The organism is Bacteroidales bacterium, assembly GCA_018334875.1.
Classification (GTDB): domain Bacteria; phylum Bacteroidota; class Bacteroidia; order Bacteroidales; family UBA12077; genus JAGXLC01.
Genome location: JAGXLC010000043.1, coordinates 1 through 23,323, shown reverse-complemented (window position 1 = coordinate 23,323; position 23,323 = coordinate 1). Strand labels below are relative to the sequence as shown.

The window sequence follows — 23,323 nt, the reverse complement described above, 5'->3', positions numbered from 1 at the left end:
ATAGGCTGGCATTCTATCGACCCTCATTTATTTAAGCATTTGAGTCCAGGTATATGCCACTACTGGGACAGGAATAATTCTTGAATTATACGGATTAAGTCACCCCGAAATTTCAGTAGAGAAAATCATTATACGGATACCTCTGCACGTGAATTTTTTTCACTTCATGATATAAAGTTTCCCTTAACTCCTGAATATTCGTCTTTTTTCTGGCCGAAATGAAGATGTTGGAATTGTTGGATTTTGCAATCCAGCTATTTTTCAAATCATGGTAAGCTTTGATTTTTTCATCGGATTCATACAAATCCCCGTCCGGATTTCCGTTCTCATAGAGGTCGATCTTATTAAACACCACATGGCTCGGAGTATCGCCTGCACCAATCTCTTGCAGCGTTTGATTAACCACGCGGATCTGTTCCTGAAAACCTCCGTGACTGATATCCACCACATGAAGCAATATGTCGGCTTCACGGACTTCATCCAGTGTGGATTTAAAAGATTCAACCAGGCTGTGGGGAAGTTTGCGTATGAATCCCACCGTATCCGTCAGCAAAAAAGGCAAATTGCCTATGGCCACTTTTCTGACGGTTGTATCCAAAGTAGCAAAGAGTTTGTCTTCTTCAAAGACTTCTGATTTACTCAGCACATTCATAAGGGTGGATTTCCCCGCGTTGGTATATCCAACCAGTGCCACCCTTACCATTTTACCCCGATTCTTCCGCTGGGTGGCCTTTTGCTTATCTATTTTTGCCAGTTGATTTTTCAAACGGGTAATCTTATCTCTCACAATTCGCCTGTCGGTCTCAATTTCCCTTTCACCGGGTCCTCTGGTGCCAATCCCCCCTCTTTGCCTTTCCAGGTGAGTCCACATGCCCGTTAGCCTGGGAAGTAAATATTCGTACTGGGCAAGCTCCACCTGGGTTTTTGCATGAGCCGTTTTAGCACGCTTGGCAAAGATATCCAGTATAAGATTGGTACGGTCCATCACTTTGGTCTTCATCAACTTTTCAACATTTCTCAACTGAGAGGGGGTTAACTCCTCATCAAAAATGACCGTATCCACCTTATTATCACGGTTGAACTCCCTGATCTCATTTAATTTACCCGAACCGATGAAAGTTTTGGGATCCGGCTTATTCAATTGTTGTGTGAATTTTTTTACAGGCTCAGCTCCTGCTGTTTTGGCCAAAAAAGCCAGCTCATCCAAATATTCTTCCACCTTATTTTCATTCTGTTCATGGTTAATAACCCCAACCAATACTACCCGTTCCGCATTAAACTCCTTTTTTTCAAGCATATATTTTCAACCTCCATTTACTGCAAAAGTAAGTATTTTGATTTACGTAAAATACAATCATATTTCAAAGGATAAACGTTACAGTCCTTGCACAATATTGTATCAAACAGAATCTGTCTGTAATTTCTGCTAGATGTGTTATGCCCGTTTTTCATAGCAGTCGTTTACATCAACACTATAAATAAAAAAAGTAAACACAAAACGCTTAATTTTATTATTTTTGAAATAAAAACCAAAATCTTCAACTTATGAAACGCCTCAAAATATTTTTCACTTGCTTTTTGATAACATTATTCTTTATTCCATCAGCCGGCTTTTCCTATCCCGGTGAAGTAGTAAAAAAACATAAAACGCCGGGGAAGATTCCCACGGGTATGACCTATGACGGCGAGCACATCTGGATGGCCGACAGAAAGGCCAAACAGTTATTTGCCATCAATCCTGAAACCGGGGAAACCGTTAGGAAGATCAGCGCACCCGGCTACTGGCCAATGGGGATGGCATGGGATGGTGAAAATCTCTGGAATGTGGATGTAAAAGGTGGAATTCCATTGTCTGAAAATTATGAAGGCATCGCATATCGGGTAAATCCTGAAAACGGTGACGTTTTGCATGCGGTTAACATTCCGGCAGGCAGTCCCCGCGGGCTCACCTGGGATGGTAAATACCTCTGGTGTGTGGACAATGATCAGAATAAGATCATCCAGTTCAACCCCAATGACGGGACCACCATAAAATCTTTCAAAGCCCCGGCCAATGACCCCAGGGGCCTCACTTATGACGGAAAATATCTGTGGATCTCCGACAGAATCAGGGATGAAATTTATATGGTTTCTCCCGAAAACGGATCGGTGATCATCATAGCGCAAGCTCCGGGACAATTTACAAGAGGGCTTTCCTTTTTCCAGGATAATTTATGGGCAGCAGATTCACAAAGTGATGAGCTATATCAGCTAAAAGTAAATGACGGCACAAAGCTCAGGAGAACGAAGGCCAACAGGACCTCGGTTACCTATACCCATCAAATAACCAATTTTGGGCCGGGGGAAGTCAAAAGTGCCGACATTCATCTAGCCATTCCAAAAGACCGTGCCAACCAGGAAATCAACGGAGAAATATCCTATACTCCCGAATACACGAATGTAATTACAGACCAGTGGGGCCAAAAAACAGCGCACCTGAAGAGAGAGGACATCGGTCCGAATGAAACGGTAAGGTTTGAAATGAAGGCAGATGCCACTCTATACGATGTACGCTATTTCATTTTTCCTGATAAAGTAGGCGGTTTGGGAGAGATCCCTGAAGAGATCAAAGACCAATATCTGGCCAATGATGAAAAATACCAATACAACCATCCCATAATAAAACAGGCATTGGACGACGCCCTTGAACACCATGAGAATCCTTACTGGATGGCCAGAGATATTTTCAACTGGCTGATTGATAACATGTATTACGAAATGGTAGGTGGCTGGAATACAGCTCCCGCTGTAATTGAGCGGGGCAACGGCTCCTGCTCGGAGTATACCTTCGCTTTCATTTCCATGTGCCGTTCGGTAGGCATACCGGCCAGATATGTAGGATCGGTTGTGATCAGAGGTGATGAGGCCAGCCTGGATGATGTCTTCCACCGATGGGTTGAAATTTATCTGCCCAACTATGGATGGATTCCCATTGATCCAAGCGGAGGCGATGATGAGCTCCCCAGGAACCAGGCCAATGCCATCGGTCACCTTCCTCCGCGGTACCTGATAACGACACAGAGCGGAGGTGGCTCCGAAACCATGGAGTGGACTTACAATTCCAATGATTCCTGGGTTACCGAACCAAAAACCTATGTGGTATCGGATCATTTTGCCGACTGGGAACCACGGGATTAAAACAAACTTTTTCCGGTTCCGGTTGTTTTACCGGAACCGGGTTTCAATTTAATTTTCTATAGGATATGAATGAAGAAGAACTGGAGAAGAAAAAGTTTTTTTACAGCCTTATATTTCCCGGATCATTTGTCATCCTGATGTGGCTGATTAAATTGTCGGAAATTGTTCTGGATGAAAGCTTTGCCAACCTGGGTGTATATCCCATGCAAACGGAAGGCCTGACAGGAATTATCACCGGTCCCCTTATCCACGGTGATCTCGGGCATCTTATGACAAATACCTTTCCTATCCTTATTCTCGGAACGGGTTTATTTTACTTTTACGATTCTATAGCCTTTAAAGTATTCTTTATTATCTACTTTCTTTCCGGCATCATGCTCTGGTTCGGGGGAAGAGAAGCATATCACATCGGTGCGAGCGGACTGATTTACGGTCTGGCTTCTTTTCTTTTTTTCAGCGGCATCATCCGCAAACACGTCCGTTTAATGGCCTTTTCCCTGCTGGTGGCATTCCTGTATGGCGGGATGATCTGGGGTTTGTTGCCCATAAGGGAAGGAGTATCCTGGGAAGGACATCTGTTCGGTGCCATTGCAGGTGTGGCTATCGCATTTTATTATAAGGACCTGGGGCCCCAAAGGAAAAAATACGAATGGGAGATTGAGGAAGAAATGGAAGAGATGAACATGGATTACTATGACTGGCAAATTGAGCAATACCTGAAAGAAAAGGAGAGGAAAGGGAAATACCGCCGTAAAAAATAAAAACAGATGGATGGGGGTGCAATTTTCCCGGAAATTTCATAATTTTAAATTCATTTTATGCCATACACTTTATCTATCCGCATCCATGGAATACAAGCATAAATTAAACATTACGGACTGGGCTGTGGAAGACCGGCCCAGGGAAAAGCTGATCAAAAAAGGTGTCATCTCCCTTAGTGATGCCGAGATTCTGGCCCTGCTGATCGGCTCAGGAAGCCAGGAGGAAACAGCAGTGGACCTTACCAAACGCATACTGAAAGATGCCAATAACAACCTGAATGAACTGGGCAGATTATCCATCCATGATCTGCAAAAATACAAAGGCATTGGAGAAGCCAAGGCCATAGCCATTGCTGCTGCTCTGGAACTGGGCAAGAGAAGAAAGCTCTCGGAAATTATCAACAAAAAACAGATCAAATCAAGCCAGGATATATATGAACGTTTTCAGCCCAGGCTAATGGATCTCCCCCACGAAGAATTTTGGGTGATCTATCTGAACCGTTCCAACGGGATCACGGATGAACAGAAAATCAGCCAGGGAGGCGTTACAGGGACTGTAACAGATGTAAAGATCATACTGAAGCAGGCCATCGAAAAACTGGCGAGCGGAATCATCCTGTGCCACAATCATCCCTCAGGCAATATCCGCCCGAGCAAAGCAGACTCCAACATCACACACAAACTCAAAAATGCCTCGGCCTATCTCGATATCCAGGTGCTCGATCATGTTATTGTGGGTGAAAACTCTTATTATAGCTACGCTGACGAAGGAATATTATGAAGCAGAACAATCCCCTGAAAAACTTAAGACATTTAAAAAATCACGAGATCAATTTCATCAAATGGGATAACTGTATCAACAATGCACACAACGGGAGCCTATATGCCTTTTCATGGTATCTTAACATACTTTGCAGCAACTGGGAAGGCATCGTTCAAAAAGATTATCAGGCCGTGATGCCTTTGCTCGTGAGAAACAGGGCAGGGATCAAATACGTTTACACATCCATTCTGGCGAATCAACTGGGGGTTTTCTCCACGGAAATCACGGACGAAAAATTGACAAATAATTTTATAGAAAAGGTGCACCATAAATTTAAAATTTTCCACATCACGCTGAACAAGTTTAACACCATCAATCCTTCGTTATTCCGGCAGAAAATCAACAACACCTATGAATTCGACCTGATCAGCAATTATGATATCATCCGTGCATCTTATTCCGATGCAGTAAGCCATGGAATAGATCTTGCCGGGAAAAATAAGGTGCATATTAACCGGGGGCTCACGCCAAAAGAATTCATGGAGTTCGTACGGGATCAGTCGGTGATCGCATCCGGGAAACCTAAAAAAGAGACCATCAGCAGTCTCCGCAGAATTGTCGACTTCGTGATCACTCACGGACTGGGAGAAATATATGCAGCCTATTCACCGGAAAATAACCTGTGTGCTTCCGTGTTGTTTTTAAAATCTCAAAGGAATGCCTGTGTGCTTTATTCGGGAATATCAGAAGATGGAATTAAACTAAAGGCCATGGAGCTTCTGATTGACCTTTTCATCAGAAACAATGCGGAAAAAAACATTACCTTGAGCTTTGAAAACCTTGCCATACCAAACAAAGAAAAACTTTTTAACGGTTTTGGTGCCGGCAATTACCACTACACTAAAGTAAAAAATCCGCTCAATCCTTTCCGGATCATAATATAAATTTTTAGCGATCAGCGAAATCCCCTCAGGTAGGTCTATTGCTATTTTTTCATCCTTCCCGGATTTTTGCGGATAAAATCTTTCCAGCTCTTATGTCCGCTGGAGGATTGCGGAATAAGGCAATTATAAAAATGGCATACCGCCGCAGCCAGCCCGTCGGTAGCATCCAGATTCTCCGGGAGTTCTTCTATATCCAGTATTCGCTGTAACAGTTGTGCAACCTGATGCTTGGAAGCATTACCATTGCCCGTAATGGACTGCTTGATCTTTCGCGGGGCATATTCATATATGGGCAGGGATCGATGCAGAGCGGCAGACATGGCCACTCCCTGCGCCCTTCCAAGTTTGAGCATCGACTGAACATTCTTTCCATAAAACGGGGCTTCCAGTGCCATCTCGTCGGGCTGATATTCATCGATGATCTGCAATACCCGGTCGAATATCTTCTTCAGCCGGTCGTAGTGATCGTCTATCTTATGAAGCTCTATAACTCCCAGATGAAGCAGAAGCGGGTTCTTCCCGGATTGATCGATCAACCCGTAGCCCATGATGGTGGTTCCCGGATCTATACCTAATATCACCATTGAAACTGGTTTAAAAATTATCGCCAGGCGCCTGGAGTCTTAATGAGCCATTTGCCGGTAATATGATAATATTGCATATTTTACTAAGACCTCTGCGCAAGTTTTCCAATATATTTAGAGTCTGTCTAGAATATCCGCTGGCTGCGTTACGCTCGTTTTTCATGCCAGTCAATTATATTTGGTAGAGACGTACGGCCGTACGTCTCTACATTGGCATTCAAAACTCACAAGCCTTGCCAGCGAATATTCTAGACGAGACTCTTTCAAATCTACTTGACTTTATGTACAAACACTATTTACAATGCCCCGATCTCATCCTGCAGGCTTTTGTATTCAACCCGGTTTTCCGGTCTCGGCTTCATGATTTCTCTTGTTTTTTTCATATCAAAGTTATCGTTCTCAATATGATACAAGGCCTGATACAGCAAATCATCATCAAGGCTGCCGAAAGGCTGTTTGAAATCATCATTCATAGCTGCATCAGGTTGAAGCCCATCGTAATAATCCGCATCTCCGGCCGCATTTTTCAGACTAAAACAAACAGGTAGAAAAGCATATTCATTGTTATTATCTGTAAAGGGATACATGCCTACCGGTTTTCCGTAGGTGGCTTCTCCTATTGTATAAACATCCAGTTCAGTAGGCTTGAGCCCGTTAATCAAAGCCTCACTGGCCGAGGCAGTAGCCTGTGTCGTAAGAAAATAAACCTTGTTAAGCCCCAAATTGATGTTTAGGGAATCTTGTCCGAAGACGTGGGTTGTATCCCGCTCTGATTTTTTATCGCTGTGGGTAATTTCCACATATATATCGTTTGAACCAGCTTCATAGATAAACTCCCCGAGGAATCGGGAAGCCGATAGTGTGCCTCCTCCATTGTATCGCAGATCAATGATCAGCTCATCAATATTCTCGTCGTTGAAATGGCTAAAAGCTTCCGTCAGTTCATCCGGGGTTTTGTCAATAAAACTCTTCAGCACCAAATAGCCCACTCTATTTCCTTTATATTCAATCACGGTATCTTTTAAAACGGTATTCATGGAGATATTTTTCCTGGCAAAGGCGCTATTTACTGTTTCATCCCCATCAGGGGAAATGAATGTAAAATCATTTTCCTCGCCTCCCAGCAATTGGTTAAAATTATCCGGAGTTACAGTATTCCCGTTTACCTTAGTAAGGGCCCAACCCCGTTCGATGCCTTCTTCTTTCAGTGGAGATTCGTCAAATACAAAAGTAAGGCGCAAAGTGTCCTTGTCATCCCATTTATAACCAAATCCATAACCTGTATAAGACCCTTCTTCGAAATATTGTAGAAAAGCTTCATAAGAAGTAATGTAGCTATAGGAATCGTTTTCATACCGGATATCGTCAAGAATGTTACGGAGGTTTTTCATAGGATTGGAATCGTCATAATCATCGGGATCTATGTCCGGTATCTTTTCATACCAATAATACCACTCATTCATCAGATTATAAAAGGCCTTATTCAACTGGGCAATCGTATCCTGAGTATTGCCATTCTCCGTTTTATTATCAGGTGGTTCTACTTTCTCTTTTTCGCATGAAGTGAAAAACACTATGGAAAAAAGCACCAATAGCGGCAAAGAAATCAGAATATATTTACGTTTCATAGCTTTTGGTTTTATGGAGTTCCTGGTAAACAATACCGGCCACGATCAGAACCAGGCCGATAATGGTTGTATAGTAAATCTGTTCGCGCAAAATCGTCTGAATAAATATCAGAGAAAAAAACGGTGCCAGGTAGATTAAATTGCTGACCACCGCAGTCGATTTCGCATATTTGAGCGCTTTCAGCCACAGTACAAAGGTAATGCCCATCTCAAAAGCGCCTGAATAGACTGATGCCAGAATTCCGTTCAATGATGGAATTCTTGGTTCTGAAAATATCAGCCAGTATGGTATGATAAACAACAGAGAAAAAAGAAAGTTCAGAAATATTTTAATAACCTCTTCCCTCTGATCTTTTATATTCACCAGCCAATAGGCGGACCATACCAGGGAGCTGCCCACTGCCAGGAAAACGCCCAGCGGTTCGGCAAAAGTCATATTAAAGGGTGATCCTTCCGAAGATATAAAATACACCCCGATAAAACTTATAAAAAGTGCCAGGATATTCTTACCGGTAACCGGCTGCTTCAGCACCGGAAGAGAAAGAAAGGTCAGCACAATGGGCCAGGTAAAATTGAGAGGCTGGGCTATCTGGGCTGGCAGTAGGGAATAGGCCTTAAAAAGAATCAGATAATAAAAAAAGGGATTGATAAATCCCAGCACCAACGAGTTGATATAATGGACGCGCCTGATGCGGAAAACCTCTTTCAGCCTGTTCTGAAACAAAAGAATAAAAAACAGAATGATAACGGTAGTCACGGAGCAATAAAGCACCAGCTCCACATAATTCACGTAACGCAGCGCTATCTTAAAGGCAGTGGCAATGGTAGCCCAGAAAAAAACAGTTATCCCGGCGTATAAATAGGACTTATTCATCAATACGATGACTGTTTAGCAATGCTTCCACTTCCTTTCTGAGCGATTGATATTCCTCTTCAAATCGCTCTCTGATGGAGCTGATGATCCGCCTTTCCTCTTCCAGTTTCTTCTCTTTCGTACTGTCGGGGAGCTCCTCACTTTCAAAATCCTCTTTCAATGCCTTCAGATGGCTTCTGGAATAATTGATCTCCCTGTTGAGGTTGCCATACCATTTCATAATATCCTGGGAGCGTTCATACAAGTAAAACCGCTTTTCCTGAGTATCAATTTTTTGAGCATCATTATAAAAAGGTGACAAAGAGTCATTTAATTGCTGAACCTCCCGGATATTCAACGAACTCAAACTGTCATCCATAGCCCTGAGTTCGGTAAGCAAGCTGTCAATCTCCTGTGAATAATCTTCTCCATCCTGTTTTTGACAAGTGGAGAAGAGCACCGGAACAATTAACGCAAGCAGTACAATTATGTTGGCATAACGCATGGGCTATACATTTATATTCAAAATTACAAAGGCACCGGATGGAACGGCCGGTGCTCCATTTGATCGATTGTTCCCATGAATCGGATTAATAGACTTCTATTTTATAAGGAATCCGGGCCTGAATGCCTTCCATTCCGGCAGCTTCCTTCAGATTCATATAATACCGTGCTTCATTGCCGAGGGTTTGTCTGAGCACTTTAGAGCGGATATCACCGGAAAACCCTTCGACAAACTGCTGAAAGGGATCTTTAAGGCGCGGCAGACCAACGGTACGATACTGATCGAGCTCAGCCATTTCTGCTGCCAGATCAACTGCTTTCTGCATTCCCCCATAGAGATCTATCAGACCGATGCGCCGGGCGTCCATACCACTCCAGATTCGCCCCCGGGCAATATCATCCACTTCTTCTTCCGCCATATCTCTTCCCTCAGCTACATGAGACACAAAATCATCATAGACCTGCTTTATGCCTTCCCTGATCGCTTCTTTTTCTTTTTCAGTCATAGACCGGAAAGGACTTCCCAAATCGGAATAAGAATGGGACTTGGCTACATCCACATGGATGCCCAGCTTATCGTTCAGAAGCTCTTTCGAATTGAAAAACAGGCCAAAAACACCTATTGAACCGGTTAGGGTGTTGGGACTTGCCACAATGGTATCGGCCGGGGCAGCGATATAATAACCCCCTGACGCGGCTACATCGCCAAATGAGGCTACAACAGGCTTTTCCTGTTGCGCCAGTTGCAGCTCCCGCCAGATAACCTCAGAGGCCAGCGCACTTCCGCCACCGGAATTCACCCTGAACACAATGGCCCTAATTGAAGTGTCCTTACGAGCTTCCCTGATCGCACCGGAAATCCGGTCTGAGCCAATGGTTCCTTCCTGCCCTTCTCCCATCATCACCGTGCCCATGGAATAGATTACAGCTATCTTATCCCTGGCAAGTCCTTTGTAGTCCTTTATCTCAGGTACCCGGTTGTACTTTTTCATTCCCACAAAACGCACATCCTCATCGCCTACATCAGATTTTTCCCTCAATTCATCAAGCACTTCGTCCTTATATTTCAGTCCGTCGACCAGCCCGTAATTAAGGGCGGTTTCCGGACGATTCAGGGCCAGATTCTCAACAAGCCAATTGAGCGTATCCTGAGAGATGTTTCTGTGTTCAGCAATCTCCTCAGCCATATAATTCCAGAGTGTATTGACATAAGCATTGACCTGATGCCGGTTTTCTTCGCTCATCTGATTCCGTGTAAAAGGTTCAACGGCACTTTTGAATTCACCATGCCGGATTACCTGTGGCTCTACCCCAAGTTTATCAAGACCCTCCTTAAAAAACATCAGTTGCGAACTCAAGCCGGTCATATTCACCCGCCCGGCAGGATTCATATAAACCCTGTCGGCAACAGAGGCCAAATAATAGGTGGTTTGCATATAATTATCGGCATACCCGATAATGAATTTTCCGCTATCTTTGAATTCAATCAAAGCACTCCGTATTTCTTCTATGGTAGCCATTCCTGCCGGAATAACAGACAAATCCAGATAGATACCTTCTACATCATCATCTTTCCCGGCTTTCTCAATATTGGCCAAAATTTCGTTTAACCCAAGGGTCGTAGTAGGCTCAAAGGACCGGAAATCAAAATTGGCAAAAGGATCTCTGGGGCTGCGGTCCATAATCACATGGCTCAACTCCATTCTGAGCAGTGATTTGGGTTGAATCTCAGCAGTTTTATCCCCTTTTGGGATGAGGGCCCCCATTGCACTAAAAAATATAATAAAAAACAACAAACCTGTGATCAGGATTCCCACGATTGTGGCCAGGGTATATTTTAAAAAGCTTTTCATAGATGAAAAATTTAACGGTTTATACAAAAATACAATCTATTCTATAAGAAACTGCAACTTTACGCCAACAATTTTATCTAATGTTTGTGTAACACCCGACCAGGATGAACGCAAATTTTTGCCGTAAAAACTTTTGGCTCTCATTAAATATTTGTCTTTTTGTATAAAAATTTATTACAATTTTTGTCATTTAAAATAAACTCCGAACCAAACACCCCGCAAAAACAAGCTGTATGAAAGAAGCCGTTTTACTTTTGGGCAGCAATCTGGGTCCAAGATACAAAAAGCTGGAAGATGCATGTGATCTGATCGGCAAGCATGCGGGGAAAATTACGAAGCATTCCTCGGTATATGAGTCCGAGCCCTGGGGTTTTCAGGACGAAAACAAATTTCTCAATCAGGTGGTGTTTATTGAAACCAGCCTGGAACCCGGGGCACTTTTGAGAACCCTCCAGGATCTCGAAGATAAACTGGGCAAGAAGCGCACCTCACAGGAAGAAAGCTATTCGAGCCGTACAATCGATATCGACATCCTGTTTTATCACAATGAAATTATTGAAACAGGAGAACTGACCATCCCACACAAACTGCTACACCGAAGAAAATTTACCCTGCTGCCCCTGAGCGAAATTGCTGGCAACCTGATTCATCCGGTTTTCAACAAAACCATCCTGCAACTGTTAGCCGAATGTCCGGACGACTCAAAAGTCTATAAAACAAAAACATGTTTTCACCAATAGGGGATTTACCCGAATCATTCATTGAACAAGACTAAAGCGTAGCATACCCTAAAGTAAGGACGCTCACAGACGTACCGGTACACCCGGTCAGCAATCCGGCACACGATTCCAGTGTAGCGCCTGTTGTAACCACATCATCCACCAACAGCACGTGCCTGTTACGGAAAGCATCAACGGACCGGATTTTAAATACATTCTCCACATTCTGCCATCTTTCCAGCCGCGATTTCCGGGTTTGCGTCTTCGTATTGACCGACCGGTAAAGATGTTTGGTAATCATTGGTATTTGTAGTGATTCCGCCAGGCCTTTACCAATCCATTCGCTCTGATTAAAACCCCGCTTGCGCATTTTACGGGGATGCAGGGGCACAGGAACAATCACTCCGGCTTGGGAAAATGACGTTCCGATAAGCAGCCGCCCGTAAATTTTACCCATTTCATATCCCAGCTCTTTATTTCCATGATATTTCATTATATAAATAAGCTTCTGGTACCGGCTCCCCTTTATGTAATAAAACATGGATGCTGCATGCTGCAGAGGCACCCGTCCCCAGAAAATCTGTTCCACCGGGTTGCCCTGTTCCAGATGAAAATCGGTGCGGGGCATGTCGTGCCGGCATTTGATACAAATAAACCGGATACCGGAGGGCAGATGGCTCCCGCAGGTAACGCATACATCCGGGTAAATCAGCCCCAGGATGTCCCGGTACAGGGAAAGAAAAGGTTTCATTGTATTCTGTTGAGCCGTCAATATACGAAATTTCCCGGTAAGCTGCCAACATTTTTATTATATTTTGTACCATTGAATAATGAGTTGGCGGATGGCAATCCCGGAAAAGCTGGAGCGCAGGGGGATAAAATTGTCATTCGGTGGTCATTCATTGTATTCGCAGAAATTATAAAAGTGGGTTGCAAAGAGCAATTGGCAGGAAAATATAATAATATGTTTAAATATAATTGACAACTTAGGATAAAAATGTAAATTTGTAAAAAAAACACATGAAGTTACCTAAAAAGATAAATCCTTGTCCTATTCTTGATGCTTTAATTGAGATACGATTCTCAACAAATATTAATAGGGATGCTGTCTTTGGACTAATCTATAATGCACTTCATTCCGATTTTGAAAAAGTTGATAAATTGCCTATCATGCAATTACCAGACCAAGTTAGAGATTCAGACCCTAGTTTGAAGTTTAAACCACATTATCGTTTATCAAATGAAAATATTGTTGTCCAAGTTGGACCAGATGTAATTACAATAAGTTCTTATCCCAAATATACTGGGTGGAATTCCTTTTCATCAAAAATTTATGATATATTAGAAAAAGTTCAAAATATCGGTATTATTGATTCTATTATTAGAATTGGAATACGATATATCAATTTTTTTGAACAAAATATTTTTGATGACATAAATTTGAAAGTTACTCTATCAGAAAATACAATTGATTACAAAAATACCGTTATAAGAACTGAAATTAGCCAAGATAATTACAAGAGTACTTTACAGATTGCAAATAATGCCAATCATAATAATAAATCAGGCTCAGTAATAGATATTGATACATTTATGGATAATAATATTGATGATTTTTTTCATCGAAAAAAAGAAATTATCGATAATGGACATGAAAAAGAAAAAGAATTGTTTTTTAGCCTATTGAAAGAAGAATTTTTAAACACGTTAAATCCAGAATATTGATTATGGCATCATATACAAATACTTCTTTAACAAAGTTGTTCCTTTTTACAACATTAAGTTCAAGCGTTATTAATTTACCTTATGATAATGCTGAAAATCTAATACCTGAAATTAAACCCAATTATGAACATCATATGTCATTAACTAATAATGATTGGCGAGATAATGCATTTAACAGTTCAACAGACTACACCTTACAAAAAGAAAATTCCGATAAGATTGATGCAATCTTAGGGTTTTCTTACAAAGTAATTGAAAATTCTGTAGATATCGATAGCGAGTTTGTTGATATTGTTAATGAAAACTTTTGGGATTTAATATGAATTTAGAGGATATAAAAATATATCTGCCTAAATTTTTATCCGCCGAATCTGAAAAAGAATTGTTTGAGGGATTGAAAGAATTCCCTGATAACATTGATACCAGACTTTATACTAATTATTTGGATGATTCAAAGATAATCTACCAAGGGGACGGTATAAAAGATATGTTAATCTTTAATATCCCTGAAACAACAATAAACCCAGCTCCAAGTATAATATTTTCTAATACATGTGACATTGATTTAAATAACAAACGTAAATTCCCTTCACAAATAGTTTATGCCCCGATTTTTAATTTAAAAAAGTATGAGAATACTTTATATAAAAGCTCAATGAAAAGCAATGAACAAATATCCGCTCATATTGAGTCTATAAAAAAACAAGAAGTGACTCAAGTCTTTTATTTGCCTCAACTTGAAGGGAAACTAGATGATTCCATCGTCTTTTTAGACAGAGTATTCAATTGCCCGAATAATTACATTGAAAGAGAAAACATAAGTAACCGAAAAATATTCACTTTAAGTGATTACGGATCTTATTTATTTTTAATTAAGCTTTCGATACATTTCACAAGAATCCAAGATAAAGTTGAAAGAAAGAGCGTTAGAATATAGCACGCCACCCATCATTTAAGTATCGTTTTTGGCGATAGCCAAACCCGTCACCATCAATCCCCTATCCAATCGTAGCTATACGCTTTGGCGAACTCCTGACAACGTTTCCAGTCAGTAGCACAATGCTTTCGGATCCTTTCCAGGCGTCCGGCAGAAATCAGGGGTTCGGTGCCGGCATAACGTTCCGGCAAAAGGGAAGCAATGTACAAAATAAGATGATTAAACAGCCAGCGCGCCCGAAACCTGATGTAATGAAGTATCCTGTTTTGCGAGCCTTTGAAATCTTTTCCGAAAACCCGCCTGTTGAAGTGCCGCAAAATCTTTAACTGCTTGTCAGAATATGATTTGTGTGACGGATTGACATCGATCCGGTTCCTTTCATAACCCACTCCCATGTACCGGGCAAGCTTATCAAAAAAACCAAACGCATCCTGTTTTAGCTCATCGTGGAAAAGCACCAGGGGCCAGGACGTAAACGAATCTTTCACCATCCTGAGCCGGTTATAGAAATACATGTCCTTCTGCTTCCAAAGACCCTGATCGTTTTCCAGGTCCACAAAATTCTCAAATGGCTCAATACCCCCGTTCTTTACATACCGCCGGTATTGTGATGCAATCCAGCCATCATTCCTCCTTAGAACGATGATGATGTGTGCCCCCGGAAATTTTTCTGCAATCTTTTTTACCTCCCGCTCAAATTGGCGGTCAAATTCTCTGGAAACCAAATATTTGGTGTGTTTTGTACGAGCGATGATCCCATCAAAGCGATGGTACCGGGTCCGCTGAATATACCGAATGCCTTTCAGTTTTGGGAAAAACTTGTACTGCAGGTAAGTGGAAGCAGTTTTCCCAAGCCCCACATGGCAGAATAGGTCAAAATCTTTACGTTTTGCTCTCATATAATGAAACATTCAATTTTGGAGATCCAAATATATAGAATTTCACGAAACAAGGTTAACCCGAATTATGCTAGCCCGAATTATTCAAGAATAATTCTGACGCTATTGAAAAACCTGGCTTTTTGCTTCAATAAATTTCGCAAAAAGTCGGTTTTTCTAAAGCGGGGTTGCCTGCATCCATCCCGCAAACCATCCCGCATTCAAAAACTTTCCCGCTTACCAGCGGGATTCGTTTTTGAATAATGCAGGCTAGAATAATTCGGGTTAAAATAATCTCCAATAAAAAACCGTTTTAAATTTGGATTTTGAACATATGTTCATTATCTTTGTATCAAATTTAATCATCAAAAAATTAAGGAGGTTATTATGCCAGGAGGAGACAGAACAGGACCAGCAGGTGCAGGACCTATGACAGGCAGAGCTATGGGTTACTGCGCAGGATATTCCGTTCCCGGTCATTCAAACATGGCTCCGGGTATGGGAAGAGGAATGGCCCGAAGATTTGGATTCGGGCGCGGCCGTGGATTCGGAAGAAGATTTGCTTATCCCGGGGAGATGATGGAAGATTTGGCTCCCACAAGGGAAGAAGAACTACAAAGCCTGAAAACACAAGCTGAAAGGCTTAAAAGAACTTTAGATGAGGTTCAGAAAAGAATTGACGAGTTGGAAAAAGAACAGTAAAATCGTCGGCAGTTCTTTGAAAAACAGGCATGGCATGATGTTGCCGGAAAATAACATCAAAAACAAATAATTGGAGCATACAATCTCTATATTTGCAGGCAAAAAATTGTCACCACGACCAAAACGACACAGAAGACTGGGAAGGCCTCCACGAATGATGGGATTCAAACCAATGGGGGTTCCCATAGCCCTGAGCGAGCATATTTCTATTCAGTATGAAGAATATGAAGCGCTCAGACTGGCGGATTACGAAAATTTATCCCATGAAGCGGCCGCAAAACAGATGAATGTTTCCAGGCCCACTTTTACGAGGATATATGATAAAATTCGTAAAAAACTCGCTCAGGCTTTTGTCGAGGGAAAAACAATCCTGATAGAAGGGGGTAACGTGGAGTTTGACAAACAATGGTTCCGGTGCACATCATGCCATACCGTTTTTCACGTCCCTGAGGGTCACCAACCGGTTTGTACATCCTGTGGTTCTGAAAACGTTGAGAACATCAACGAATCGCTAAAAGGATGGCAAGCCGGCAAGAAAGGAAGATGGGGGCGTGGCTGGAGAGAAGCAGAGGAAAAAATCTGTGTATGCCCCACGTGCAACACCCGGGTGGAAGCACAACCGGGAATACCCTGCAGGGAACTGACATGCCCCGATTGCGGAAATTATTTAACAAGAAAAACTTAACGAAAGAACTATGAAAAAAATCGCTATACCCACAACTCAGGGAAAGCTGGCCATGCATTTTGGCCATTGCCAGGAATTTCATCTATTTGATGTGAACGGTTCAGCAATTGAAAATCAGGAGGCATTGACACCTCCACCCCATCAGCCGGGGGTTATTCCCAAATGGATCCACCAGCAGGGAGCTACAGATGTCATAGCCGGCGGCATGGGCCAAAGAGCCATTAACATCTTTAACCAGCTTGGGATCAATGTTTTTGTAGGTGCTCCCAGCAAGGATTCCAGAACAATTGTTGAAGAATTTCTTAACGGATCCCTGGAAACCCAGGCCAATCTGTGTGATCATTAACTTCTGAATAAAAAGCAATGAACCATCAATGTTTGTTCTGTTTTTGCAGGGCGTTTGATAAGCTGTTGCAGAAACACGATGGAGATAATGAAAAAAAGTTAAGGCTGGCCAAAAAATTTTTCTCCCTGCTGGCGGAAGCGGATACGGAAAAGCCTACTCCATATATTGCACGTGAGATTCACGCCATTATCAGAGAAAGCCTGGGAGACCCGGATCCTTACAAGGAAGAAAAACACCGGAGCAATAAACTGGCCTTATCGCTTTATAATGAGCTGAAAGAAAAGATAGAGGCATCAGATGACCCTTTCAACCGTGCACTGCGTTATGCCTTAGCAGGGAACATTATTGATTACGGGCCTTCCCAAACATTTGATGTGTATGCTACACTGGAAAAAGTGGAACATACGGATTTCGCCATTGATCACTCCCCCCAGATGGAAGAACGTATACGTAATGCAGATAACATCCTTTATATCGGGGATAATGCAGGAGAGATCGTTTTCGATAAACTGTTCATTGAAACCTTTGCGCACCCCAATGTCACTTTTGCCGTCAGAGGAGCCCCTGTAATCAATGATGCAACATGGAAAGACGCTGAAATGGTTGGTATGCATCACGTGGCCAATATAATAAGCAATGGATATGATGCGCCTTCTACCATCCTGGAAATGACCGGCAGCGAATTCCGCAACGCTTTCGATACCGCTGATTTAATAATCGCCAAAGGACAAGGCAACTTTGAAGGATTAATGAATCACAAAGACCAAAGGCTTTGGTTTTTGCTCATGATCAAATGCCAGGTTATCGGTGATTTACTGGGCGTTAACAAGGGTAATTTTGTTGTTTCCAACGGGCATAGCCCGCCAATTCAATGACATCCATTTTCCTCATTCGGGTAATGAGCCCAATCGAGCCCCAAAGCCAAATATCGGCAGGAAAGGAATTCATAAAATAGATCATCAATATTTATAATTAATCTTAATAAAAAATAGGATATGAAAAACACAGATGTACTTATCATAGGAAGCAGTGCCGCAGGTTTAGCCACTGCTGTTTCGGGTAAGAACAGTTACCCGGATAAGGATTTTCTGGTCATCCGCAGGGAAGAAAAGATCATGGTCCCTTGCGGGATTCCTTATATTTTCGGGTCACTTGAAAGCTCTGAGCACAATATGATGCCAGCGGAGTCCAAATATGATGCTTTGGGAATATACTATCAGGTTGGAGAAGTAGAAGAGATCAACAGGGAAGACCGGGTATGCCGGCTTACCGACGGTACCGAAATCGCATATAAAAAGCTGGTACTGGCCACCGGCTCCACCCCAAAAGTACCGGAATGGCTTGATGGAAAAGAGCTGGATAATGTATTCGCCATACCTAAAAATAAAGATGTGCTGGACGATATTAAAAGTCAACTTGAAGATATTCAGAAAGTAGTAGTGGTTGGCGGTGGATTCATCGGCGTGGAATTTTCCGACGAGCTCAACAAAGCCGGAAAAGATGTAACCCTTGTGGAAGTATTGCCTCATATTCTTAACATAGCTTTCGACGAAGAATTTGCAGAAAGAGCAGGCAGCATACTCGCAGAAAGGGGTGTGAAGGTAAAGACCGGTACAGGCGTAAAGAATATGGTGAGCAACGGCAACGGTAAAGTCAAAGCCGTTGAACTGGATAATGGGGAACAAATTGAAGCCGATGCGGTAATTCTATCCATGGGATACGAACCCAATTCAAAACTGGCAAGGGATACAGGATTAAAAATCAATAACGGGGGATATATTTCCGTGGATGAATACATGCGCACCAATGATCCCAACATCATTGCAGTTGGGGATTGTGCAGAAAAAAGGCATTTCATTACCAAAAAACAAAGTGCTGTAATGCTGGCCTCTACCGCTTGTGCGGAAGGAAGAATAGCCGGTATGAACCTGTTTAAATTATCGGCCATTAAAACATTCACGGGAACCATTGCCATATACAGTACAGCTATAGGAGATTATGCCTTCGGAACAGCAGGGATCACCGAAGCAGATGCCAAAAAGGAAGGGTTTGATATAGTGACCGGATTGTTTGAAGGCATGGACAAACATCCCGGCAAATTACCCGGTGCCAGAAAACAAACGGTAAAGCTGATTGTAGCCAGGGAATCCGGTATCATCATCGGAGGAGAAGCCATGGGTGGCGTATCCGTAGGAGAACTCACCAATCTGATTGGGTTCATCATTCAAAGCCGCACGAACATTTACGCTTTGCTCATAACACAAATTGGAACACAACCAATGCTAACGGGTTCACCCGCTGCTTATCCGCTGATGAAAGCAGCCGAAGCAGCGACAAACAATATGAAAAAATGAAGATTGCCATAGCAAGCGGGAAAGGGGGAACCGGAAAAACAACGCTGGCCACTAACCTGGCCTCTCTGTGTAGTTCCGTTTCCCGGAACACACCGACTGTTTTAAGCGATCTGGATGTGGAAGAGCCCAACTCAGGTATCTTTCTGAAAGGAAAAACGCTTCATCAAAAAACGATCATGAAAGAGATACCGGAGTGGATACCGGAGAAATGCACCTTTTGTAACCGATGTAAAGAAGTATGCAACTTCAATGCCATCGCTGTGCTCCCTGAATCGGTGCTGGTCTTTCCGGAGCTGTGCCACTCTTGTTATGCATGTGTAGGCCTGTGCCCGGAAAACGCACTGGTTATGCAAGATCACCCAATTGGGGAGTTAAACCATTACAAAGTAGGCCAACTGGATTTTATCGAAGGAAAGCTCAATATCGGAGAACAGCAGGCCGTGCCCTTGATATCAAAAACCATAGATTATACGAAGGAAAATTTCCCGGACCATTCGCTTTTTCTGTATGATTCTCCTCCGGGAACATCCTGCCCGGTGATCGAATCGGTAAAAGAGGCCGACTACGTGATTCTGGTGGCTGAACCCACGCCATTCGGGTTGCACGACCTGAAGCTTTCCGTAAAAACCATGCGCAAAGTAGGTAAAGCCTTTGGTGTGGTCATCAACCGCCACGGACTGGGTAACAACGATATTGAACAATTCTGCAGGGAAGAACAGGTGACAATACTTGGCAGGATCCCCAACATGCCGGAAATTGCCAAAAAATATTCCCGGGGAGAGCTCATCATTGAAATACCGGAAATTAGAAGGGAAATGTTCAGCATATTGGCCAAAACAGAAGAAGAGGTTACCGGGGAGTTGACAGACAGAGAAAATCATAAAACATCATGAAGGAAATTGTTGTCATATCCGGGAAAGGAGGTACCGGAAAAACATCCGTAACTGCGGCTTTTGCTCAACTGGCAGCAGAAGAATCCGTCATTGCCGATTGCGATGTAGATGCAGCAGACATGCACCTGTTATTGAAACCCGATTTTGCGCACGAAGAAGCCTTTTACAGCGGTCAACTTGCCCATATTGACATGGAAAAATGCACCAGATGCTTCAAATGCAAAAAAGCCTGCCGTTTCGATGCCATACATGTGAATGATGGGGTGTTTTCAGTAAACGAAATGGATTGTGAGGGCTGTGGTTATTGCGAAAAGGTCTGTCCTGTGCAGGCCATTACCATGTACGATGCGTTGTCGGGAAAAACCTACATCTCCTCTACCCGGCTAAAAAATACACTGGTTCATGCGGAGCTGGAAATAGCTGCCGAGAATTCGGGAAAACTGGTTACAAGGGTAAAAGCGCTTGCCAGACAAAAAACCGGGGAGGAGAAAAAAGATTTTCTCCTGATAGACGGAACGCCCGGTATCGGCTGCCCGGTTACAGCCTCGGTAACCGGCGCCCATTACGTGGTGATCGTCACCGAGCCTTCCATGTCGGGCCTGCATGACCTGAAACGTGCCATCGAGCTGATCGGCCACTTTTCAATAGCTGCAGGCCTGATCATCAACAAGGCAGACCTGAATGAAGAAATAACCGATGAAACTATATCTTACGCCAAAGAGCAGGGTATCGAGCTGCTTGCCCAGATCCCATACAATGAAAATTTTGTGAAAGCCCTGACACAGGCAAAAACCATTGTGGAATATGACCGGGAGCTGAAGAAAACCGTTGTTGAGGCCTGGGACGCTGTCCGGGAAAGGGTGGTTGATCATTGAATTGTTTGACAGAAGTTGGGGTAAGATAGTTGGCAATGGGCAATGGGCAGTTGGCAAAATTTGTCAAAATCTTCTGATGGTCATAGCTTGATGCAACAATGTAACAATTTAACAATCTGATCGTAGCCTTTCTACTCTTAGCCTCATTTTAACAAGTTGGCAGTGGGCAATGGGCAGTTGGCAAGCCCAAAGCCGCATCTGGCAGTTGAATTGATTGCCATTTGTCAGTACACAGTGGGGAGTAAGCAGAACAGGCGGATCATCAGAAATCGGACAGTATTGAAAAAACTCATTCAAATGTCAATAAAGCTCATCTATTGTTATCTGCATATACTAATTGATTTCTGAATTATTTCGTTCGGGACTAAAGTGGAAAGCATGCCTGTACCTCTGACAACTAACGAAACCAGACGGAAAAAAAATAGTGAAAAACCGCTTACCATCAGGATAGATTCCTGATCTCCCATGTCAGCGATTACGTCAGGAATGACAAGCCACTTCGGTACCTAACAATAGCTTCATTCCGGCTGAAGCGATAGAGGAAAACCGGAATCCTGATCTACAACATAAAAGAAAATGGAATAAGGAAATACTGCTTTTAACACACAACAACTTCAGCTTCAGCGAACCCGGAACCCAAGACCCGGGACGCGAAACTCCAAAACATTCCCGGTAAAATATTTCCATCTTCCTGATAAGCCCGGAGGATTATTGTATCTTTGTCCGGTATATCTTCATGTTATAGAATATGGCTCCCAAAATTTTAATAATAAGCTCATATACCGGCCCCATGGTTTCCGCAAGGCCGGAAGCAGAAATGGTGCTCCGGCTAAAGAAAATGGGGATGGATATAGATGTGATGTCAGACCCGCAAAGTTACTATGCTGACCTATTCAGAGAACACGGAATACATCTCTATCCTTACCGCCCCAAAAGTAAAATCAGCCTCCGGGAAATCCGTTATATCCGCGAAGTGCTTCAAAAAGGGAGCTATGATATCGTACACGTTTTCAACAACAAAGCTGTTACCAATGCGGTATTTGCTTCACGGAAGCTTCCTGTGAAAATGGTCACCTACCGGGGCTACACGGGTCATCTCCTGTGGTACAAACCCACCTCTTACATAAGCCACCTGCATCCCAAAGTAAGTAAAATTACCTGTGTTTCGGATGGAGTAAAAAAACATGTGCAGAAACAGCTTTTCTTTGATAAAGATAAGGCAGTCACGATCTATAAAGGGCATGACCCGGAGTGGTATAATGATGTTCAGCCATACACAAAAAAACAACTGGGTATCCCTGAAAACGCTTTTGTAATAGGCTGTGTTGCAAATGCCCGCCCCATGAAAGGCATCCCCCACCTCATTAAAGCTTCTTATCACCTCAGGGATTACAAAGACATCCATTTTCTCCTCATCGGCAAAAACATGAATACCAACTACCACCGCAAATGGATCAGGGAGTCGCCCTTAAAGCGAAATTTCCACATGCCCGGCTTCAAAAAAGATGTATTGAATCATTTAGCCGCCTGTGATGCGATGGTTCTCCCTTCAGTCAAAGGGGAAGGCCTTTCCAAAGTTACCATCGAAGCCATGAGTACCGGATTGCCGGTTATAGCTACGAATATAGGCGGAAACCCCGAACTGGTAATCCATGAAAAAACCGGATTGCTTGTTGATCCCAAAGCCCCCAAACAAATAGCAAAAGCCATTATCACCTTCAGAGCGGACGAAACCATGAGAAAAAAGCTGGGTGAAGCTGCCAGGCAACATATTCGGGATAATTTCCATATCGATCAAACCGTGAAAGAAATGAAACATTTTTATGAAAGCCTGATCCATGAAAGGTAAATTCAGCCCTCAGAATTAATGGTGTTTTATGGATGGCTGCTTAAAAGTCTCAATTTTAAAACAAACCTTATCAATGCACCGGGAAAAATCCCTATTTTTGCATAATTAATTAGACTGCATTATTCAAAAACGAATCCCGCTGGTAAGCGGGAAAGTTTTTGAATGTGGGATGGTTTGCGGGATGGATGCAGGCTCGCCTTCGCGAAGCTTCTGCGGAGCAAGGCAACCCCGCATTAGAAAAACCGGCTTTTTGCGAAATTTATTGAAGCAAAAAGCCAGGTTTTTCAATAGCG

General features: G+C 42.8%; 24 protein-coding genes. 16 read left to right on the top strand and 8 right to left on the bottom strand.

Annotated elements, in window-relative coordinates:
• Window positions 1–112: 112 nt before the first annotated feature.
• A complete protein-coding gene (gene hflX, locus KGY70_05820) occupies window positions 113–1,297 on the bottom strand; it encodes a GTPase HflX (protein ID MBS3774682.1) in 1,185 nt (394 codons plus the stop codon).
• Between the two features lie 248 nt (window positions 1,298–1,545).
• Here hflX and KGY70_05815 point away from each other — a divergent pair, with 248 nt between their 5' ends.
• From KGY70_05815 to KGY70_05800, 4 genes are all read left to right on the top strand, one after another.
• Window positions 1,546–3,177, top strand: coding sequence for a hypothetical protein (locus tag KGY70_05815; GenBank protein ID MBS3774681.1), 1,632 nt, complete (start codon window positions 1,546–1,548; stop codon window positions 3,175–3,177).
• A gap of 65 nt (window positions 3,178–3,242) precedes the next feature.
• On the top strand, window positions 3,243–3,938 hold the full coding sequence (locus tag KGY70_05810) for a rhomboid family intramembrane serine protease (protein MBS3774680.1): 696 nt from the start codon (window positions 3,243–3,245) through the stop codon (window positions 3,936–3,938).
• Window positions 3,939–4,023: 85 nt separating this feature from the next.
• Entirely contained in the window at window positions 4,024–4,719 is a 696-nt protein-coding gene (radC, locus tag KGY70_05805) for a DNA repair protein RadC (protein MBS3774679.1), read from the top strand.
• Window positions 4,716–5,645 (top strand): hypothetical protein, encoded by a 930-nt coding sequence (locus KGY70_05800; GenBank protein ID MBS3774678.1) that lies wholly within the window; start codon window positions 4,716–4,718, stop codon window positions 5,643–5,645. Before radC ends, KGY70_05800 begins: the two co-directional genes overlap by 4 nt.
• Window positions 5,646–5,686: 41 nt before the next feature.
• On the opposite strand, the gene ruvC is transcribed toward KGY70_05800, so the two are convergent.
• From ruvC to sppA, 5 genes are all read right to left on the bottom strand, one after another.
• Complete coding sequence (gene ruvC / locus KGY70_05795; GenBank protein ID MBS3774677.1) at window positions 5,687–6,229, bottom strand: crossover junction endodeoxyribonuclease RuvC; 543 nt, start codon at window positions 6,227–6,229, stop codon at window positions 5,687–5,689.
• A gap of 296 nt (window positions 6,230–6,525) precedes the next feature.
• Window positions 6,526–7,857 (bottom strand): hypothetical protein, encoded by a 1,332-nt coding sequence (locus KGY70_05790; GenBank protein ID MBS3774676.1) that lies wholly within the window; start codon window positions 7,855–7,857, stop codon window positions 6,526–6,528.
• Window positions 7,847–8,731: a DMT family transporter gene (locus KGY70_05785; GenBank protein ID MBS3774675.1), complete on the bottom strand. Its 885-nt coding sequence runs from the start codon at window positions 8,729–8,731 to the stop codon at window positions 7,847–7,849. The genes KGY70_05790 and KGY70_05785 overlap by 11 nt, the downstream gene beginning before the upstream one ends.
• Window positions 8,724–9,215 carry a hypothetical protein gene (locus tag KGY70_05780; GenBank protein ID MBS3774674.1) on the bottom strand — a complete coding sequence of 164 codons (492 nt, stop codon included), beginning with the start codon at window positions 9,213–9,215 and terminating at the stop codon, window positions 8,724–8,726. Before KGY70_05780 ends, KGY70_05785 begins: the two co-directional genes overlap by 8 nt.
• 85 nt (window positions 9,216–9,300) lie before the next feature.
• Window positions 9,301–11,067: a signal peptide peptidase SppA gene (gene sppA / locus KGY70_05775; GenBank protein MBS3774673.1), complete on the bottom strand. Its 1,767-nt coding sequence runs from the start codon at window positions 11,065–11,067 to the stop codon at window positions 9,301–9,303.
• Between the two features lie 233 nt (window positions 11,068–11,300).
• Here sppA and folK point away from each other — a divergent pair, with 233 nt between their 5' ends.
• Complete coding sequence (gene folK / locus KGY70_05770; protein MBS3774672.1) at window positions 11,301–11,807, top strand: 2-amino-4-hydroxy-6-hydroxymethyldihydropteridine diphosphokinase; 507 nt, start codon at window positions 11,301–11,303, stop codon at window positions 11,805–11,807.
• A gap of 31 nt (window positions 11,808–11,838) precedes the next feature.
• Here the strand turns inward: folK and KGY70_05765 are convergent, their stop codons facing one another.
• On the bottom strand, window positions 11,839–12,537 hold the full coding sequence (locus KGY70_05765) for a ComF family protein (GenBank protein MBS3774671.1): 699 nt from the start codon (window positions 12,535–12,537) through the stop codon (window positions 11,839–11,841).
• 269 nt (window positions 12,538–12,806) lie between these two features.
• Here KGY70_05765 and KGY70_05760 point away from each other — a divergent pair, with 269 nt between their 5' ends.
• From KGY70_05760 to KGY70_05750, 3 genes are read left to right on the top strand one after another with little or no spacing between them, the layout of a single operon-like run.
• Window positions 12,807–13,511: a TIGR04255 family protein gene (locus tag KGY70_05760; GenBank protein MBS3774670.1), complete on the top strand. Its 705-nt coding sequence runs from the start codon at window positions 12,807–12,809 to the stop codon at window positions 13,509–13,511.
• A 2-nt stretch (window positions 13,512–13,513) separates the two neighbouring features.
• The gene (locus KGY70_05755) at window positions 13,514–13,834 is read left to right on the top strand and encodes a hypothetical protein (GenBank protein MBS3774669.1); all 321 of its coding nucleotides are present in this window, start codon (window positions 13,514–13,516) and stop codon (window positions 13,832–13,834) included.
• Window positions 13,831–14,448, top strand: coding sequence for a hypothetical protein (locus KGY70_05750; protein ID MBS3774668.1), 618 nt, complete (start codon window positions 13,831–13,833; stop codon window positions 14,446–14,448). Before KGY70_05755 ends, KGY70_05750 begins: the two co-directional genes overlap by 4 nt.
• Window positions 14,449–14,501: 53 nt before the next feature.
• Here KGY70_05750 and KGY70_05745 read toward each other — a convergent pair whose 3' ends face one another.
• A complete protein-coding gene (locus KGY70_05745; protein ID MBS3774667.1) occupies window positions 14,502–15,347 on the bottom strand; it encodes a hypothetical protein in 846 nt (281 codons plus the stop codon).
• A gap of 366 nt (window positions 15,348–15,713) precedes the next feature.
• Here KGY70_05745 and KGY70_05740 point away from each other — a divergent pair, with 366 nt between their 5' ends.
• The 8 genes from KGY70_05740 to KGY70_05705 all read left to right on the top strand — a co-directional run bounded on the left by KGY70_05740 (window position 15,714) and on the right by KGY70_05705 (window position 23,030).
• A complete protein-coding gene (locus KGY70_05740; protein ID MBS3774666.1) occupies window positions 15,714–16,028 on the top strand; it encodes a DUF5320 domain-containing protein in 315 nt (104 codons plus the stop codon).
• 70 nt (window positions 16,029–16,098) lie between these two features.
• Window positions 16,099–16,713, top strand: coding sequence for a DUF134 domain-containing protein (locus tag KGY70_05735; protein MBS3774665.1), 615 nt, complete (start codon window positions 16,099–16,101; stop codon window positions 16,711–16,713).
• A 10-nt stretch (window positions 16,714–16,723) separates the two neighbouring features.
• Entirely contained in the window at window positions 16,724–17,059 is a 336-nt protein-coding gene (locus KGY70_05730) for a NifB/NifX family molybdenum-iron cluster-binding protein (protein MBS3774664.1), read from the top strand.
• A gap of 17 nt (window positions 17,060–17,076) precedes the next feature.
• The gene (locus tag KGY70_05725; GenBank protein ID MBS3774663.1) at window positions 17,077–17,934 is read left to right on the top strand and encodes a DUF89 family protein; all 858 of its coding nucleotides are present in this window, start codon (window positions 17,077–17,079) and stop codon (window positions 17,932–17,934) included.
• A gap of 120 nt (window positions 17,935–18,054) precedes the next feature.
• Window positions 18,055–19,413, top strand: coding sequence for an FAD-dependent oxidoreductase (locus KGY70_05720; GenBank protein ID MBS3774662.1), 1,359 nt, complete (start codon window positions 18,055–18,057; stop codon window positions 19,411–19,413).
• Complete coding sequence (locus KGY70_05715) at window positions 19,410–20,306, top strand: ATP-binding protein (GenBank protein ID MBS3774661.1); 897 nt, start codon at window positions 19,410–19,412, stop codon at window positions 20,304–20,306. The genes KGY70_05720 and KGY70_05715 overlap by 4 nt, the downstream gene beginning before the upstream one ends.
• Window positions 20,303–21,181 (top strand): ATP-binding protein, encoded by an 879-nt coding sequence (locus tag KGY70_05710; protein ID MBS3774660.1) that lies wholly within the window; start codon window positions 20,303–20,305, stop codon window positions 21,179–21,181. The genes KGY70_05715 and KGY70_05710 overlap by 4 nt, the downstream gene beginning before the upstream one ends.
• A gap of 748 nt (window positions 21,182–21,929) precedes the next feature.
• Window positions 21,930–23,030 (top strand): glycosyltransferase family 4 protein, encoded by a 1,101-nt coding sequence (locus KGY70_05705; GenBank protein ID MBS3774659.1) that lies wholly within the window; start codon window positions 21,930–21,932, stop codon window positions 23,028–23,030.
• The last annotated feature ends 293 nt before the right edge of the window (window positions 23,031–23,323 follow it).